The following is a 15,742-nucleotide window of genomic DNA, read 5'->3' as shown; positions in this document are numbered from 1 at the left end:
CAATCCTCCACTTCTTTGCTCATGGTGCTTGCGCCTCGCCCGAAAGACGATATCATACTGCAGGGCCCGATTTCTGAGATTGTGTAAATTAAGCAAATGTCGGAATCCGTCACGATCGAAGTCCCGGCCCGTCTTCACCTTGGCTTCCTTGATATACCACGCAGCGTGCCCGAACCTGGTCAGAACCGGTTCGGCAGCATTGGCTTACCCATTCAGGACATTTCCACCGTTCTGACGGTCTCCCGCGCGGCAAAAGACCATATTGAAGGAGATGAGCGGGAACGCGTTGCACAGCACGTTGCAACCCTTTCCCGTCATCTTGGGATCACCGCACACCACAGGGTTGTCGTGCATCGAACCATTCCCCGACATATCGGCCTTGGCTCCGGCACCCAGATTGCCCTTGCCGTTGCAGCAGCGTTGCGCACCCTGCATGCGATACCGCTTGATATCGTGAACGATGCGCATCTGTTGGGACGCGGGGCGCGGTCTGGCATCGGCATAGCTGCGTTCGATGGGGGTGGTGTCATTATCGATGCGGGCAAAGCCACCCACGGCGCTGCCCCCACCATTATATCGCGGATTGCATTTCCCGAGGAGTGGCGAATCATTCTCGTCTTCGACACGTCAACCCAAGGCATTCACGGCAGTGCCGAGGTCGACGCTTTCAAAGCATTACCTCCGTTCCCGGTAACGACATCGGCAGCGATCAGCCGTCTTGTGCTGATGAGCGCCATGCCCGGCCTGATCGAACAGAACCTTGCCTTGTTTGGCCGGTCGATCGCCGCCATCCAGACCGAGATTGGCAATTATTTTGCACCCGCACAGGGGGGAATTTTCACCAGCAAACAGGTTGAAACCACCATCATGCAGCTTGCAGAGGCCGGCGCTGTCGGTATGGGCCAGAGCTCATGGGGACCGACGGGCTTCGCCTTCGCCGCGTCACAGGCAGAAGCCGAGCGGATCGTCGAGACCATCCACAGCAACCCACATGGCACGGCCATTCAAATCGTCGCGGGAAGAAATGCCGGGGCTGATATCACGCATACTGCTCTGAATCTTGCCAGAGCTTGTACCATGGGCGCCGTCATCAAGAAGGAGCGGATACCGTGAGCCGCAAAACGATCCTGCATATGTTAACCCCGCTTCGGCAAATGAGCCCTTTCGACGTCAACATGGCGCTCGACGCAGGTTATGACGCCGTTGTTCCCTACACTGATGTCACTCTTTCGGATGTCGGAAATCTTGTTCAAGACGCCATATTCTCACGGCCGCCGGATGCAGGTGTGGCCACGGGCATTTTCCTTGCTGGCAAGGATGCACCCGCAGCGCTCGACATGCTTGATGCCGCAAGAAACGCCATGGTTCCGCCGTTCGAAATCTCGGTGTTTGCCGACCCCGCGGGATCATTCACGACCGCCGCCGCCATGGTGGCCAAAGTCGAAAAGGCTCTCGCCAAAATTTGCGGCCGCAAGCTGGAAGGAACCAGCGTGGCAGTCTTCGGCGCGACAGGCGTGGTGGGCTATTGCACCGCGGTGATTACAGCCCAGCAAGGGGCGAGCGTGACGGTCATCGGCCATGACGGCATTGAGCGGGTGAAGGCGATCGCCGCGTCGATCAAGCAAAGGTTCAATCTGACCGTTGAGCCGGCCGACGGGTCAACCGAAGCGAAAAAGATGGAGGTGCTGCGAACCGCGGAGGTTGTGCTGGCCGCCGCAAAAGCGGGTGTGCAGGTGATATCGGCAGCACAACTTGCCAAGGCGGGCAAACTTCTGATCGCGGCCGACGTCAACGCCGTTCCGCCAGCTGGCATCGAAGGACTGAAGGTCAACGCCAATGCCGATCCGCTCGATGCGACAGAAGCTGTCGGCATTGGCCCGCTTTCCATCGGTAATGTCAAATACAAGACTCAAGCCGGTTTGTTCGAACAGATGATCAAGGCGAAGAAGCCGGTTATCTTTGATTTTCGGGACGCATTTGCCCTTGCTCGCGAACTCGCCAAATAATGCGGTTCTGATAGCCGCAGTCTCTGGACGCTCGCTTGCCGCGGCGGCGCGGCGGGCTGGCTTGCGGCCGTTGGTCGCCGACCTCTTCAACGACGCTGACACGCTGGCATTGGCGGAACGCGCCGTGAAACTTTCGGGGAGCCTGCAGAACGGTATCGACCGAAAACGTCTCGTTGAAACGCTGCAAAAACTGGCCGGCGATGATAACCCGGTGGCTGTGATCTACGGCTCTGGTTTTGAGCGCGATCCGCAGATGATAGCGGCGATCTCACAACACTTTGCCGTTGCAGGAAACAGCGCCAGGACGGTTCGTCTCGTCAAGGACCCCGTCTCTCTGTCGCAGCTGTGCACCGATTTTGCCATACCGCATCCGGATATATGTTTCGACACTCCCGACAATCCTCGGGATTGGCTGATAAAGTTGACCGGTGGTGCTGGCGGTTCACATGTGAGGCCTGCGCATCACGGAACATCGGGACAAGAATACTATTTTCAGCGGTTTGTCCGAGGCAGGAATCTCTCTGCCCTGTTTCTGGCCAATGGGAACAAGGCGCACATGATTGGCCTGAGCCGGCAATGGTTTTCTCCGTCGGAAAGCAGTCCCTTTCGCTACGGAGGCGCGGTCCGGCTGCTCCGCTACAACCCGCACAGAGCACAGCAGATAAGCGATTGGCTGACGGCTTTAACCCGGCGGACCGGTCTGACCGGATTATGCAGCGCCGATTTCATCGTTGGTGCAGAGGGTCTGCATCTCATCGAAATCAATCCACGACCAGGTGCCACGCTCGATATTTTCGACACGGAAGAAACGCCTCTTCTGCGCCAGCATTTACATGCGGTCACGGGATCGGATTTCTCGACACCCAGCTACAAAATCTCGGCGGCCTCGGCAATCGCCTATACCACAAAAGCCATCAGCGCATTTCCAGATGTTGTTTGGCCGGCGCTCACCGCAGACCACCAAACAGCAGGCACCTCCCTTCAAGCCGGTGATCCTGTTTGTACCGTTTTCGCCACGGCTCCCTCTGCCTCCGCAGCGATGAAAGCCGTGAAGGGCCGCGTCAAACAACTCGCGGTTAATTGGAGGGAGGAGTTTTCATGAGAGACGGTCACGCCTATCTCAACAGAAGCGCTCAACATCTGGCCGACAAGATGATCGAGCAAGCGGGACGGCTTGGCATCAATCACAGCCGTGGCCACCTTGGCGAACATGTGATTGACGCAGGGGCGAGTTGTCCAGGCGGTGTCGAAGCCGGACTGCGGATTGTCGAAATCTGCATGGGCGGTCTTGGCGTGGTTTCGGCAACACTCGATACGGGCAAATGGCCCTACAGCGTGAATGTCAGATCGTCACAACCGGTTTTGGCCTGCCTTGCCAGCCAATATGCCGGCTGGAACCTCTCGCACGAGAAATACTTCGCCATGGGATCTGGGCCAGCAAGGTCCCTGGCGCGGGTTGAGCCGCTCTTTGATGAAATTTCCTATCGTGAGCCTGAAGCAAAATCGTCGGTCATCGTCCTTGAAACCACAACGCCGCCGCCTGCGGCCATCGTTGAAAAAGTGTCCAAAGCAACAGGATTTGCGCCCGAGAACCTGACATTCATCTACGCGCCGACACAAAGTCTGACGGGTGCCGTGCAGATTGTCGGGCGGGTTCTCGAAGTTGCAATGCACAAGGCACACGATCTGAAATTTCCGCTGGGTGACATCGTGGACGGCGCAGGCCGCGCGCCCATCCCTGCTCCGCATCCGGATTTTCTGAAAGCAATGGGCAGGACCAACGATGCCATCATCTATGGCGGCACCGTCCAGCTTTTCGTGCGGGGCACCTCAGAAGCCGCGCGCACACTCGCTGAACAGCTTCCCAGCCATACATCACGCGATCACGGCCAGCCTTTTGCCGACATATTCAAGAAGTTCAAAGGCGATTTCTACGCGATCGATCCGCATCTGTTCAGCCCCGCCGAGGTCATTGTTACCGCGATCGAAACCGGCGATACTTTCCGCAGCGGCGGAATCCATGAAGCAATGCTCAAACAATCCCTGGACTGACGGACACGATGACAGAAACAATACTGATCCTTTCCGACCGGCCCGACGGTCAGGTAAAACAACTGCGCACCGCACTGCGATCGCGTGGCTTCAATGTTCAGACATTGCCGCTGGCAGATATCGGTTTTGACACCCGGTACCCCTCCGGGATTGCCGTCCCGCGCATGAACGGCGCCTTACCCGCCGCCGTGATCGTGCGGTCAATTTCATCGGGGACATTCGAGGCGATCACGCGCCGTCTCGGGATACTGCACGCCCTTGCTCATCTTGGCATTCCCGTTTGGAATTCTGCCAAGGCGATCGAGCGCTGCGTTGACAAGTCCACGACGACATTCTTCCTCGCACAGGCAGGGTTGCCGACACCGGAAACCTTTGCGGTCGAAAGTCTGGAGAATGCCAGAACCATTGCCGAGCGGGAACTGACCCACGGACCACTGGTGCTCAAACCGCTTTTCGGTTCACAAGGCCGGGGGATCAGGCTGATCCGCAACATTGAGGATCTGCCTCCGCCGGAGGAAATGGACGATGTTTATTATTTGCAGCGTTTCGTGGCGCGGCCAGGACCACCCTACTGCGATTACCGGGTCTTCACCTGCGCGGGCGAAGTGCTGGGTATGATGGCACGCCAGGCCGAAGGATGGATCACCAATATTGCCAAGGGCGCGAAGGCCGAGCCGGTCATTGGCCCGTTGAGGAACAAGCTGGAAGAACTTGCGCTCGCCGCGTCGGCCGCTATCGGCACGGATTTTGCCGGGATCGACATCATTCCTGCGGCTGACGGCAAACTTCTTGTTCTTGAAGTCAACAGCATGCCGGCCTGGTCCGGGCTTCAATCGGTCGTGCCGGTCCGCATTGCAGACTGTATTGCCGGCGCACTTGTCACCCGGATTGAACCTGACATCGGTGAGAGGCCTGCAGCGTGAGCCTGACACGCGAACATATCCGCCGCGCCTATATCGATGCCTGCTATCAGGAGATCGAAGCACTGAAACCAGGCAACGTGCATGTTTTCGCGGATGGCCATCGCATGAATGCACAGCAGTTTTTCGACAGCGCTCAGGTCTCATCGGACCCGCTGAGCGATCCCGCCAATTCTGTCGGCCAGCGGATTCTTGCCGCCGTTGCCGCGACGCGACTGAAGGTTCAGACCAATACGAATCTGGGCATTCTTCTCCTGTGCGCTCCGCTTGCCCGGGCAGCAGCCAATCGGACATCAGACGTGCAGCTCAGCCTCGCCGCGACACTCGCCCAACTCGACATGAACGATGCACGTGACGTATTCGCGGCAATCACATTGGCGCAGCCAGGCGGCCTCGGATCCGCACCAGAGCATGATGTTGCCAATGAACCGGATGTGCCGCTTCTGGAAGCCATGCGCGCTGCATCCGAGCGGGACATGATTGCCCGGCAATATGTGACCAACTTCTCAGACATCTTCACCGGCGGTTTGTCAGCTCATGGCGCAGCCATCGCCCACAATGAACCTGGGATGTGGCCGAGCGTATTCGTTTACCTGTATTTTCTCTCGAATTTCCCCGATAGCCATATTATCCGCAAACACGGCATGCCAATTGCCGAGGAAACGCGGCTGGCCGCAGAGAAAATCCTTGCACGAACGATGGAGATGCAAGATGGCCGCGAGCGAGAAAAACTGCTCCTTGCTTTCGATGCTCAACTTAAAGCTCAAGATATCAATCCAGGCACCTCGGCTGATCTTACAGTTGCAACCCTTTTTGCATCCAGACTTATCTGGCTCTTGCATAATGGCGAGGTAAATGCTTGAATTTCTCCAGCGGATTTTGTCCGCTGCTATCTGGCCAACCGACCCCGTTCTGAGGGTGCTGTGAACAAGGATAGCTGTCCATCGAGAGTCGTGTCTCGAGGTACGGCGTCTTTGGACAAACCACTTGGAAACAGTTTAGGGAGGAATTTGGCTGTGGCTAAAATCAATAAGGTTATGGTTGGCGAGTCGCTTGTAGGCGATGGGAACGAAGTTGCGCATATCGATCTCCTGATCGGACCGCGCGGCAGTGCAGTTGAAACAGCATTCTGCAATGCATTGACGAACAACAAGGATGGCTTCACGTCCCTGCTTGCAGTCATCGCGCCGAATTTGGCGTGCAAGCCAAACACCATTCTGTTCAACAAGGTTACCATCAAGGGAGCCAAACAGGCAGTCCAGATGTTTGGCCCGGCACAGCATGCGGTGGCTAAAGCAGTCCAGGACAGCGTTGCAGACGGCACGATTCCGGCGGATGAAGCAGACGATCTGTTTATCTGCGTCGGCGTTTTCATCCATTGGGAGGCTGAAGACGATGCCAAGATTCAAGACTTCAATTATCGTGCAACCAAGGAAGCTCTTGAGCGCGCAGTAACGGGCAAGCCGACTGCCGCCGAAGCGACCGCGCAGCGCGATTCCGTGAAACACCCCTTCAGCGCTTAGACAAGAGACAACCTCGCACAGAGCATGCCCTCTGTTGCACCGGATGGCCTGTTGCGCCGGTTGGCAAAAAGTTTGGGCTTCTGAACCCGGACAAGGGGAAGAGCAATCATTCCCCTTGTTCACCCCGTCCCGGACTCGTTTCCGCTCATCAACGACGAGATCGTCTCCGGGGCAAGGGAGCCGTTGTGCAGAGAGGTCGCCACAAGTGCCGCTGAAATGCCGAGCGCTTCCAGTTGTTCAAGATCGGTGGCATGTCGAATGCCCCCAGCCGCAATGACGGCGCGATCACCGGCGCGGCGCTTGATCTCGGTCAATCGTTCGAAATCCGGCCCCGAATTGCTGCCAACGCGGCGAAGCGTCATCACGATAACCCGGGAAGGCCAAAGATCCGCATTCTCGAAAAGCTCGGAAGGTCCAAGAAACTCATCCCCACGAAAATCCAGGGAGAGAACAAGTCGCGGATTTCCGCTCAAATGCCCAAGCACAGAGGTATCCGTCTGGGACTCCGAACCCAAGACCGGCCTGACCCCCTCCATTGTCAAGACGCCCTCCAATTGGTGGAGGCTCGCAAAGCCGGCATCCAGCCAGACATCAGCCACGGCGACCAATGGCTTCAGACGCTCCAGCGTACCGGGGGCAAGACCTTGCTGTATGGCATCCAGCTCAGCGACGTAAAATGCAGGAAAGGGGTAGAGCTGGCGTAGACCTTGCGCGACATCGAGGATATCGGCCGTTGGGCTGAGTGGCGTTTCGATGGGCCGATAGGCCGCGCGATTGCCCATGTGAGCACGGACAACGAGACCATCTTTTATGTCGAGTACCGGAATGATATGCACGAGCAGAATCCAAGGAATGATACAGCCATGAAATCCCGATTTGCCAGCAAAGGAAAGCCCCTGATCACCGGTTGGGATGTGGGCGGCGCTCATCTCAAGATGGCACTATGCCGAAATGGCGAGATTGTCTCGGCAAAAATCTTCAAGACACCGCTTTGGCTTGGTATCGATCAGGTGCGCGAGGCTCTGCATGCGCTGGGGCCTTTGCAGGCAGACGGCACCTTCAATGTATTCACCATGACCGGAGAACTCTCGGACACATTCACGTCACGCGATGCGGGAGTTGCCAGCCTCCTCGATTTCATCGGAGAAGAATTCGGCGATGACAACACGCTCATCTATGCGGGTCGAGGAGGTTTCTGCGACATTGCCACCGCCCATGGTCTGGGGGGCGATATCGCCTCGGCCAATTGGCACGCAACGGCATCACTGAGCGCAAAGCTGGCCGATACCGGTCTTTTTGTCGATATGGGGTCAACAACGACGGATATTCTTGCCTTCATGAACGGCGACCTGATCCACCGCGGATATTCCGATGCGGAGCGACTGTTGACCGGTGAGCTGGTCTATACGGGGTTTGCCCGCTCGGCGTTGATCGGCATCGCGGCGCTTGTTCCGGTAGGAGGACATATGACCCCGCTCATGAACGAATATTTCGCCAACACGGCCGATCTCGGCCGCATTCTCGGCACGCTGGATGAAGCTGACGATAAATATCCATCTGCCGACCGCCAGCCGAAAACGCTCGCCGGATCGATCCAGAGACTGGCGCGCATGGTCGGACGCGATAGCAGTGACCTTAAAGAGGCTGAATGGATCGATATTGCCCGGTGGTTCAGCGAGCATCAGTTGCGAATGATCCATGATGGCGCAATTCGCGTGTCACGCGATCTTGCGTCAGCCGCCGATGCACCGATTGTCGGTGCCGGTATTGGCAGACCGCAGATCAGGCAACTCGCAAAGCGCATGGATCGGCCCTATGTCGATTTCGGAACGCTAATACCTGCAGCGTCAGGTGCGCGCGATGATGCCAGCAAAGCTGCGCCAGCAGCGGCAGTCGCGCTGCTCGCCTCGATGCACTTGCAGGGATAATTTAGGCTGTGCCGGAAGGATGGGCCGCGCTCTTGCCTTTGGAATCGGCCGTCGCCTGATATTCTTTTACCCGCTGCAGCAGCCATGACCAGGCCAGCAGTTCATCCGGTCCGGCAGTCTTGTCAATTGCGATCGTAAGATAGTCAATTTCCGCCTCGATCTTTTCTTGCGGCAGCATGTGCAGCCGGCTGACCAGAATAGCCAGTTCAAGCACCGCAGCCTTGGCACGGTTGAGCCCGGTGAAAGGGGCGTGCATCGCTTCGGAAACCACTTTGCAGAAATGACGCGGTCGGAGCCCGTCATCATCGACAGACACCACCTCGAGTACGGAATGGCTCAGCGCCGATTGGAGACGCGGAACCGGACAATTCGGGACGGCAACGGTGGGCCAGTCCTTGCGTCCGGTCAGACAACCGGCAAACACCAGCATATCGTCGGTATAGTTGGCAATGGCGAAGGGAACCGCCGCCAGGTTCTCCAGCGTCTTCGAAGGACGAAACGGAGCGATGATCCAACCATGATCCTGCTCGATGATGCCGAGCGGTGCAATGTGAACGACACCGGCGGCATCGACCGTGGTGACGATGGTTTCCCTGATATAGGTCAAGTCGCCCTATCCTTCTTCGCTCGCAACGTGTGGCCCGCTTCCTTTAACCTGAGACGATCCGCCTGCACTTCCGGCGCACCCGCTCCCCAGGAGAGTGGTTCGTCCTGCGTGTAACGCTTGCCCAGTTTCCAGGCTATTTCAGCCTTGGTCAGTTCCGCTCCCAGATAAAACGCATGAGCGCCATCCGATTCAACGTCGAGGCCTGGGAAAAGTTCAAAAGCATCCTGCGCAGTCGCGTGACCGCTGGCGTTGAAAACATGGATACCATCCGGCGCGGTCATAATGCGGAAATTGCCATCCCGCACATTGGTGGCCAGCGCAGCGATATCCTCAACGCTGTTTGGATAGGGTTTGCGATCATGAATCTGCAACAGGCCCGCATCGTAGCCGCGCGGCAGGGCATGATCCTGTTTGGCTGCAAACATCATGCGGCGGGCGTGATCATGCTCCTCGACCGTGCGGACCGTGTGGGGGCTGACATTGACGACCAGAACATTATCTATCGATAGTTCCGAGCAGATGCCCGAGAGCAACGCCGTTACACCGGAGGAATCCGCATCGGTGAGTTCGGTAAGATTGCCCGTACCCATCATCATCGGAATATCTGGCCAGCGGCGGCGCGCCTCCATGAACCGGCCAAGCGAAGCGGCAAACCCGAAATGGATGGGATCGAGAACCGGATCAGCGATGAAAGAAATCTTGGCTGTCCGTGCCTTGTGAATCGCACGGCCAAGCGAATCGAGATCTCCGGCAATCGAAGGAATAAGGATCGGCGTGACGCCGTATCTTACCGCCAGATCAACGGTTTCCTCGGTCAGACTGAGAAGATAATCCGCGCCGGCCGTGGCGCCGGTTTCAAGCTCCCCTGGGTTGGCTGAATCCACGCTGACGGAAAGACCTTGCGCCTTTAAACGGCGAATGGCGTCGGCAAGATGCGGAAAGGGCGTTTCAGGCAGGCACCCCAGATCGATGACATCGGCGCCGGCAGCGGCAAGTTTCAAAGCGCGCTGCACCAACGCCTCCAGCGACAATGCCGACGCATCGACGATTTCTGCAAAGATACGCATATTGTGCCTGGAGAGATCAACGGGCTTGCCCACCCGCCCGAGGAAGACAGGCAGATCGGCAACCTCATCGGGACCTCGAACGAAGGGAACGCCAAAGCGCTGGTTCAGGCGATCAAGATCGCCGCGATATCGCCCGGGCAGAATGATGCGGTCGGCGGCCACAGGCATTTTCAATCGACGCGTGATAATCTCCTCGCTCATAAGCGCCGCAACCTTCACGCCGATGTCGACGATTTCATAGGTGAACGCCGGATCGTTGAGGCCGGCAAGGATGCGCTCCAGCCGTGAGCGGGCCAAATGCCCGGTCAGGAACAGGAGATGCTCCGCCATATCAAGCAACCTCTTTGGCACGGCGCGCAATGGCTGCCTTCAACTCTGCCAGCGACTCGACGACCTCGGTCCGCTCGTAGGTCTTGAGACGTGCCGTGTTTTCAAGATCGATTGGCCTGGGATAAACCTTGACCATGCCGCCGGGTGCCATTGTTTCAAGTTCAGGTGCCGTATCACAGGCAAAGACAATGGACGACACCCGGCATTTGCCGGCCTGTGCATAAACATTGGTCGGAAGGGAATCTGAAATGCCGGCAACGCATTTGGCGACGGTATTCGACGTCGCCGGTGCAATAATTGCCGTATGATAGACCCCGTTATAGAAGCCGCCAACCGGCACGGAACTTGCGGTCTTGTCATGCAAGACCCGCGTCGTCTCGGGGAAATCGAGCTTCACCTTATACATGCGCAAGACTTCATTGGCGGCCTTGGAGACGAACACATCACAATGTTCGAGTGTTCTTATGAGCTCGAAACTCTCCACGAAGAAATGGCCGGAGCCGGTCAACGCCCAAGCCCATCGCGGCGTATGCAGTCGTGTCATTGCTCACCCGTTACTTCGAAATAGCTGTTGCGCATCATCACGCGTCCCGGAAAGTCTGCCAAGGGTAAATCCAATGCATCCAACATCGCCGGACCGGCAATATGAAGGGTCATCCCGTCTCCAAGCATGTCCCGAAGCATACTGTCGACGATACCCGCAGCGGCAATGTCTTCTACCGATGAATAGTATTGGTGTTCATCGGTCTGTTTGATGAGCAGCACTGCGTCAGCTTGCAATTGTCCGGCAAGCCACGCGCTCAAACTATCCGAGGTGATATCCCATGACATGGGAATGTCCGGTGCTCCGGCTGCCATCACAGATGGCAGCCAAACGGGTATGAACCCCGCTTCAAGTGCGTCAGCGATTTCCACGATGGACCGCGCCGTTTGGAAACGTTCGTGACGTTCAACAACAGCAATGCCAAACTGATCCATCGCAAGGATTGCCATCGCATGGGCTGCTTCGTCCGAATAGCCAAGACGTTTTTGCGAAACCCGCACCTGATCGGCAAAAGGGCCGCCGCCTGGAACAATCACCAGCGGGAACGTTGCGCTTGCCAGCGCGTCGATCCAGCGCCGCATTTCCACATGGCCCGCCGTGCTTCCTCCAAGCTTCACGACAAGCGCCTTCATGAGGACTTCCGTCCCCCATGCACCTGTGCAAACCGCAGCTTGGCGGAATTTTTCACATCGCGCGTTCGCTCGATCTCGACACCGACACCGCCGGGTCCAATTTCAAGTTTTTCCGCGCGGACCGAGACCCGTGTCACCCGTGGATTTCGAAGCACCAGTGCGGCCACCTGTTCTGCCAATGTCTCGGCTAGTTCAACATGGCCCTCGGCAACGATGGCGCGAATACCGTCCATGATGAGGTCGTAGGAAACCACGTGCCGCATATCCTCAGGATTGCGCGTGACACGCAAAACCTCGGCCGTCACATCAAACCGTACCTTCTGGGATTTCCCATGTTCGAAACGATAGGCACCGATATGCACAGGCAAAACAAAATCACGAACGAAAATCTTGTCGGTGCCCAGTCCCGCCTCTTCCGGTTCAGGAAAATAACCCCGTGCAGCAAGCAGTTTGTAATCGACGCTTGCAGGCATTCCCTGCTCAAGCACTTCGGGAATCAGACCACGAATCTTCACCGTTGCCAGCGCATCAATGGACGCCTTGCGGTCGAGGTCAGCGCAAAGCGCTCCGCGAAACCCCATAAAATCGGGATCGTAAGTTAACAGCCGCGAGATATCCGGTGCTTCGAGCGATCCCGCGACGCCGACCATCAATCCATTCGATTGTCCATTCCCGATGAACTTGCCGATCTGGTCCGGAGACAGATGATTGAGCAAGCGGCCCTTGGACTTGTCGGCGGTGTCGATCATTACGCCATGAAATCCGCTGGCCGCCAAGGTTTCAAACAGGTTTTCACCGTAATCGCTCCAGTTGTCGGCAAAGACAACGGCAATCAATTTATTGTGTAAAGCGAGAGGCCGCAGCGCCGTCACGCAAGCATCAAACTGCCCGGACGGAAACAAACCTATCTTGATATAGTCGAGACCCGCTGCCGCAAACTCTTTCACTGTCCGCCTGATCGTTTCCGGATGCATGGGAAGGTCGCCGCACGCTGCACTGATGGGCCGCCTGCCTGATAAAAAGCCCTTCACTTCCAGGACCTTGCTCAGGTCAACCGCGCCAAGTGCACCGTTGCCCGGATCTTTCATATCGATGATATCTGCTCCGCTTTCAAAGACAATTTCGGCTTCCTGACGGTTCTGCACACTGGCCAACATCTTCGTCATTGGCTTGCCCCCGCATGAAAACGAGAAACTTTGCCTCGCATGCAAGAAAAGCTGACCTGAAGGGTTGAGATTGTGGTGGGGTTGTTTAAAAACACTATGGGCACCTCTGTTCTTAACCCACCGCCATTACTTGAATGGCGGCAGTATGAATGGTTTGGTCATGAAGAGTACGGTGCCAATTACTCTCACGTTTTTATTCGGCTTTTTTTTGCTGTTCGTCAACGTGTCTGAGTTATCGGCGCAGCAGCCGGCAGCAAATCAATCAGCAAAGCCTGGGGTAGACGCACGCATCGGCTATCTTCGCGCCTACGAACCTCAATTGGCCCTTTCGGTTCTGGATATACCGCCGCGCGATGAAGGTGTCGCCGGTGCGAACGTCGCGATTAGCGACAACAACACGACAGGCAAATTTCTCGGCCAGCAATTCACGCTCGATGTCACGGAAACAAAATTTAACGCCGATGTGATTCCGGCTTTCAAGGAGATGGTTGCGCGCGGCGATCGCTTCGTCCTTGCGGATGTTTCCGCCAAGCAATTGTTGTCCATAGCGGATATCGCAAAGGATGCAGGTGTGCTGCTTTTCAACATTGGCGCGACCGATGACATTTTGCGCGAGGAGGAATGCCGTCCGAATGTCTTTCATACGGCACCGACCCGCAGCATGCTTGCAGACGGGCTGGCGCAATATCTTGTCTGGAAACAATGGCGCAAATGGGTACTGCTCTACGGCTCCCACGAGAATGACAAGCTTTATGCTGACGCCATCCGGCGTGCTGCGAGCCGCTTTGGCGCAACAATTGTTGAAGAACGCCTGTACGAAGACCGGGGCACGGCACGCAGGACCGACAGTGGCGTCGTCCTTGTGCAGCAGCAGATGCCGGTTTTCACACAAAACCTGCCCGAACATGACGTCGTCATTGTTGCTGATGAAAGTGAAGTCTTTGGCAGCTATGTTCCCTACAGGACATGGACGCCACGGCCGGTGGTGGGAACCGCTGGCCTCGTAGCCTCGAGCTGGCATCCCGCAAGCGAACAATGGGGCGGCGTTCAGATCCAGAGCCGTTTCGTCAAGATGGCCGGACGGCGCATGCTGTCGAAAGACATGCAGGCATGGACCGCCGTGCGCATCCTAGGCGAAGCAATCACCCGGACGAAGAGCGCCGAGACCAAACAGGTCGAGGATTACATCAAATCCGATGAATTCTCCATCGCGGCTTTCAAGGGCCAGAAGCTCACGTTCCGCAATTGGAACTGGCAATTGCGGCAGCCGATCCTGATTGGCGACGGACACGGCGTCGTTTCGACATCACCGCAAGCGGGATTCCTGCACCAGTTCTCGGAGCTGGATACGCTAGGTGTCGACAGGCCAGAAACCAAATGCAGGCTCAAATAAACGATAAACCGATGGGAGGACTGGATGCGACATCACATGTGCCTACTTGCTGCGGCCGCAGCGCTGCCGTTTCTTGCGCAACCCGGCTGGGCAAACATGGTTTATGTTTCCAATGAGAAGGGCAATTCGATTACCGTCGTCGATTCCACATCAATGGAAGTGGTGAAGACCATCGAAGTCGGGCAACGCCCGCGCGGCATCACGATCTCGCCGGACGGGAAAATAGTCTATGTCTGTGCCAGTGACGACGACACCGTGCAAATGATTGATACGAGCACCGGCAAGATTGTCGGTACTTTGCCTTCCGGTCCGGATCCCGAACTTTTCATCCTGTCCCCTGATGGCAAGACGCTTTATGTGGCCAATGAGAACGATAATCTCGTCACCGTCATCAATGTGGAAACACGGGCAGTCGTTGCGGAAATCCCCGTTGGCGTGGAGCCGGAGGGCATGGGCGTAAGCCCCGATGGCAAGACCATCGTCAATACGTCGGAAACGACCAACATGGCGCATTTCATCGACACCTCCACGCACGAGATCACCGATAACGTGCTTGTCGATTCACGCCCGCGTTACGCCCAATTCAAGCCAGACGGTTCGGAAGTGTGGGTATCGGCAGAGATTGGCGGCACCGTCTCTGTCATTGACAACAAGACACGCGCGGTAAAGCACAAGATTACCTTCGACATTCAGGGGTTGCGCTCAGAACAGATCCAGCCGGTCGGTATACGCATCAGCGCAGACGGCAAGAAAGCCTATGTGGCACTTGGCCCCGCCAACCGGGTTGCCGTCATTAATGCCGAGACTTACGAGGTGGAAAAATATGTTCTGGTGGGGCAGCGGGTCTGGCAGCTTGCTTTCATGCCGGACGGCAAAACCATCATCAGCACCAACGGCCTGTCCAACGATATTACATTCATCGACACCGCGACGGATGAGCCGATCAAGTCGGTCACCGTGGGCCAGTTGCCTTGGGGTGTTGCGGTCGCGCCCAACTAGACAAGATCATTGACCAAAGGGAGGAACCATATGTCGACTTTCAAAAGATTTGCACTGGCGGGATTTCTTGGACTGGCGCTTGCCCCATCCTTCGCCTTGGCACAAGCAGATGACGACGACGACAAAGCAGCAGCTGAGCCAAAGGCCGCGACCGAAGCCAAGACACCTGCGGTCACCCGCTCCAGCAAGAACCTGCCGGAACTCATCCTTGGCTCCAAAGACAGCGACTTCACGGTCAACCAAAAGGATTTTGAGCTGGTGGCCGGACAGGGCTACCGCTGGAAGATTACGTCGGCCGCAGGCCTGGAGTATAAATTCGTCACCGACCTTTTCCGCAATGTCTGGATGAATCAAATCGTCATCAACAACCTCGAAGTGCATATGAACGGCGCTCCCGCCTGGCTTGAATTCGACTCGCCGGGTACAATAAGTGTTCAATTCACCACAGTACGTCCAGGCAAATACACCTGGTCGGTGCCTGATCTTGCTGAGAAGGGAATGAAGGGGACAATTACCATCAAATAAGCGCTAACATCAGCGAGCGCGGCAACTGCAGCGGGTAACCAAGGGTGGAG

17 protein-coding genes are annotated in these 15,742 nt (G+C 56.7%); 11 read left to right on the top strand and 6 right to left on the bottom strand.

Translation table 11 applies throughout. The annotated features are described in order from the left end of the window. The first annotated feature begins 96 nt into the window (after nucleotides 1-96). The 7 genes from C5750_RS15780 to fae all read left to right on the top strand — a co-directional run bounded on the left by C5750_RS15780 (nucleotide 97) and on the right by fae (nucleotide 6,501). Nucleotides 97-1,113: a beta-ribofuranosylaminobenzene 5'-phosphate synthase family protein gene (locus C5750_RS15780; RefSeq protein ID WP_105734859.1), complete on the top strand. Its 1,017-nt coding sequence runs from the start codon at nucleotides 97-99 to the stop codon at nucleotides 1,111-1,113. Beyond that, entirely contained in the window at nucleotides 1,110-2,006 is an 897-nt protein-coding gene (locus C5750_RS15775; protein WP_105734858.1) for an NAD(P)-dependent methylenetetrahydromethanopterin dehydrogenase, read from the top strand. Before C5750_RS15780 ends, C5750_RS15775 begins: the two co-directional genes overlap by 4 nt. Beyond that, nucleotides 1,960-3,108, top strand: a complete 1,149-nt coding sequence (locus C5750_RS15770) for an ATP-grasp domain-containing protein (protein ID WP_245421132.1) — start codon at nucleotides 1,960-1,962, stop codon at nucleotides 3,106-3,108. The genes C5750_RS15775 and C5750_RS15770 overlap by 47 nt, the downstream gene beginning before the upstream one ends. Next, entirely contained in the window at nucleotides 3,105-4,058 is a 954-nt protein-coding gene (gene mch / locus C5750_RS15765) for a methenyltetrahydromethanopterin cyclohydrolase (RefSeq protein ID WP_105734857.1), read from the top strand. The genes C5750_RS15770 and mch overlap by 4 nt, the downstream gene beginning before the upstream one ends. A gap of 8 nt (nucleotides 4,059-4,066) precedes the next feature. Beyond that, complete coding sequence (locus tag C5750_RS15760) at nucleotides 4,067-4,981, top strand: ATP-grasp domain-containing protein (RefSeq protein WP_105734856.1); 915 nt, start codon at nucleotides 4,067-4,069, stop codon at nucleotides 4,979-4,981. Next, nucleotides 4,978-5,841, top strand: coding sequence for a triphosphoribosyl-dephospho-CoA synthase (locus C5750_RS15755; protein ID WP_105734855.1), 864 nt, complete (start codon nucleotides 4,978-4,980; stop codon nucleotides 5,839-5,841). Before C5750_RS15760 ends, C5750_RS15755 begins: the two co-directional genes overlap by 4 nt. A 153-nt stretch (nucleotides 5,842-5,994) precedes the next feature. Next, on the top strand, nucleotides 5,995-6,501 hold the full coding sequence (gene fae, locus C5750_RS15750; RefSeq protein ID WP_105734854.1) for a formaldehyde-activating enzyme: 507 nt from the start codon (nucleotides 5,995-5,997) through the stop codon (nucleotides 6,499-6,501). 119 nt (nucleotides 6,502-6,620) lie between these two features. Here the strand turns inward: fae and C5750_RS15745 are convergent, their stop codons facing one another. After that, nucleotides 6,621-7,430, bottom strand: coding sequence for a HisA/HisF-related TIM barrel protein (locus C5750_RS15745; RefSeq protein WP_105735034.1), 810 nt, complete (start codon nucleotides 7,428-7,430; stop codon nucleotides 6,621-6,623). Between the two features lie 6 nt (nucleotides 7,431-7,436). On the opposite strand from C5750_RS15745, the gene C5750_RS15740 reads away from it, so the two are divergent. Then, the gene (locus C5750_RS15740) at nucleotides 7,437-8,429 is read left to right on the top strand and encodes a hydantoinase/oxoprolinase family protein (RefSeq protein WP_245421131.1); all 993 of its coding nucleotides are present in this window, start codon (nucleotides 7,437-7,439) and stop codon (nucleotides 8,427-8,429) included. Nucleotide 8,430: 1 nt separating this feature from the next. On the opposite strand, the gene C5750_RS15735 is transcribed toward C5750_RS15740, so the two are convergent. The 5 genes from C5750_RS15735 to C5750_RS15715 are packed head-to-tail and all read right to left on the bottom strand — an operon-like array spanning nucleotide 8,431 to nucleotide 12,820. Continuing rightward, complete coding sequence (locus C5750_RS15735; RefSeq protein WP_105734853.1) at nucleotides 8,431-9,036, bottom strand: DUF447 domain-containing protein; 606 nt, start codon at nucleotides 9,034-9,036, stop codon at nucleotides 8,431-8,433. Beyond that, the gene (locus C5750_RS15730; RefSeq protein ID WP_105734852.1) at nucleotides 9,033-10,433 is read right to left on the bottom strand and encodes a DUF6513 domain-containing protein; all 1,401 of its coding nucleotides are present in this window, start codon (nucleotides 10,431-10,433) and stop codon (nucleotides 9,033-9,035) included. Before C5750_RS15730 ends, C5750_RS15735 begins: the two co-directional genes overlap by 4 nt. Nucleotide 10,434: 1 nt before the next feature. Continuing rightward, nucleotides 10,435-10,977 carry a flavoprotein gene (locus C5750_RS15725; protein ID WP_105734851.1) on the bottom strand — a complete coding sequence of 181 codons (543 nt, stop codon included), beginning with the start codon at nucleotides 10,975-10,977 and terminating at the stop codon, nucleotides 10,435-10,437. After that, entirely contained in the window at nucleotides 10,974-11,609 is a 636-nt protein-coding gene (locus tag C5750_RS15720; RefSeq protein WP_105734850.1) for an amino acid kinase family protein, read from the bottom strand. Before C5750_RS15720 ends, C5750_RS15725 begins: the two co-directional genes overlap by 4 nt. Continuing rightward, nucleotides 11,606-12,820, bottom strand: a complete 1,215-nt coding sequence (locus C5750_RS15715) for a (5-formylfuran-3-yl)methyl phosphate synthase (RefSeq protein WP_245421130.1) — start codon at nucleotides 12,818-12,820, stop codon at nucleotides 11,606-11,608. The genes C5750_RS15720 and C5750_RS15715 overlap by 4 nt, the downstream gene beginning before the upstream one ends. Before the next feature lie 115 nt (nucleotides 12,821-12,935). Here C5750_RS15715 and C5750_RS15710 point away from each other — a divergent pair, with 115 nt between their 5' ends. The 3 genes from C5750_RS15710 to C5750_RS15700 are packed head-to-tail and all read left to right on the top strand — an operon-like array spanning nucleotide 12,936 to nucleotide 15,692. Continuing rightward, nucleotides 12,936-14,168 carry an ABC transporter substrate-binding protein gene (locus tag C5750_RS15710; protein WP_105735032.1) on the top strand — a complete coding sequence of 411 codons (1,233 nt, stop codon included), beginning with the start codon at nucleotides 12,936-12,938 and terminating at the stop codon, nucleotides 14,166-14,168. Nucleotides 14,169-14,204: 36 nt separating this feature from the next. Beyond that, nucleotides 14,205-15,167: a YVTN family beta-propeller repeat protein gene (locus tag C5750_RS15705; RefSeq protein WP_105734848.1), complete on the top strand. Its 963-nt coding sequence runs from the start codon at nucleotides 14,205-14,207 to the stop codon at nucleotides 15,165-15,167. A 30-nt stretch (nucleotides 15,168-15,197) separates the two neighbouring features. Next, nucleotides 15,198-15,692 carry a cupredoxin domain-containing protein gene (locus C5750_RS15700; protein WP_105734847.1) on the top strand — a complete coding sequence of 165 codons (495 nt, stop codon included), beginning with the start codon at nucleotides 15,198-15,200 and terminating at the stop codon, nucleotides 15,690-15,692. Nucleotides 15,693-15,742: the final 50 nt, after the last annotated feature.

It is taken from the genome of Phyllobacterium myrsinacearum, from assembly GCF_002980555.1.
GTDB lineage: Bacteria > Pseudomonadota > Alphaproteobacteria > Rhizobiales > Rhizobiaceae > Phyllobacterium > Phyllobacterium myrsinacearum.
This window is presented reverse-complemented; position numbering and strand designations above follow the sequence as displayed.

Coding starts and splice junctions, on each gene's coding strand:
- C5750_RS15780 (WP_105734859.1), top strand. CDS start 97: ATGTCGGAATCCGTCACGATCGAAGTCCCGGCCCGTCTTCACCTTGGC.
- mch (WP_105734857.1), top strand. CDS start 3,105: ATGAGAGACGGTCACGCCTATCTCAACAGAAGCGCTCAACATCTGGCC.
- C5750_RS15760 (WP_105734856.1), top strand. CDS start 4,067: ATGACAGAAACAATACTGATCCTTTCCGACCGGCCCGACGGTCAGGTA.
- C5750_RS15745 (WP_105735034.1), bottom strand. CDS start 7,430: ATGAGCGCCGCCCACATCCCAACCGGTGATCAGGGGCTTTCCTTTGCT.
- C5750_RS15740 (WP_245421131.1), top strand. CDS start 7,437: ATGGCACTATGCCGAAATGGCGAGATTGTCTCGGCAAAAATCTTCAAG.
- C5750_RS15730 (WP_105734852.1), bottom strand. CDS start 10,433: ATGGCGGAGCATCTCCTGTTCCTGACCGGGCATTTGGCCCGCTCACGG.
- C5750_RS15725 (WP_105734851.1), bottom strand. CDS start 10,977: ATGACACGACTGCATACGCCGCGATGGGCTTGGGCGTTGACCGGCTCC.
- C5750_RS15720 (WP_105734850.1), bottom strand. CDS start 11,609: ATGAAGGCGCTTGTCGTGAAGCTTGGAGGAAGCACGGCGGGCCATGTG.
- C5750_RS15710 (WP_105735032.1), top strand. CDS start 12,936: ATGAAGAGTACGGTGCCAATTACTCTCACGTTTTTATTCGGCTTTTTT.
- C5750_RS15705 (WP_105734848.1), top strand. CDS start 14,205: ATGTGCCTACTTGCTGCGGCCGCAGCGCTGCCGTTTCTTGCGCAACCC.
- C5750_RS15700 (WP_105734847.1), top strand. CDS start 15,198: ATGTCGACTTTCAAAAGATTTGCACTGGCGGGATTTCTTGGACTGGCG.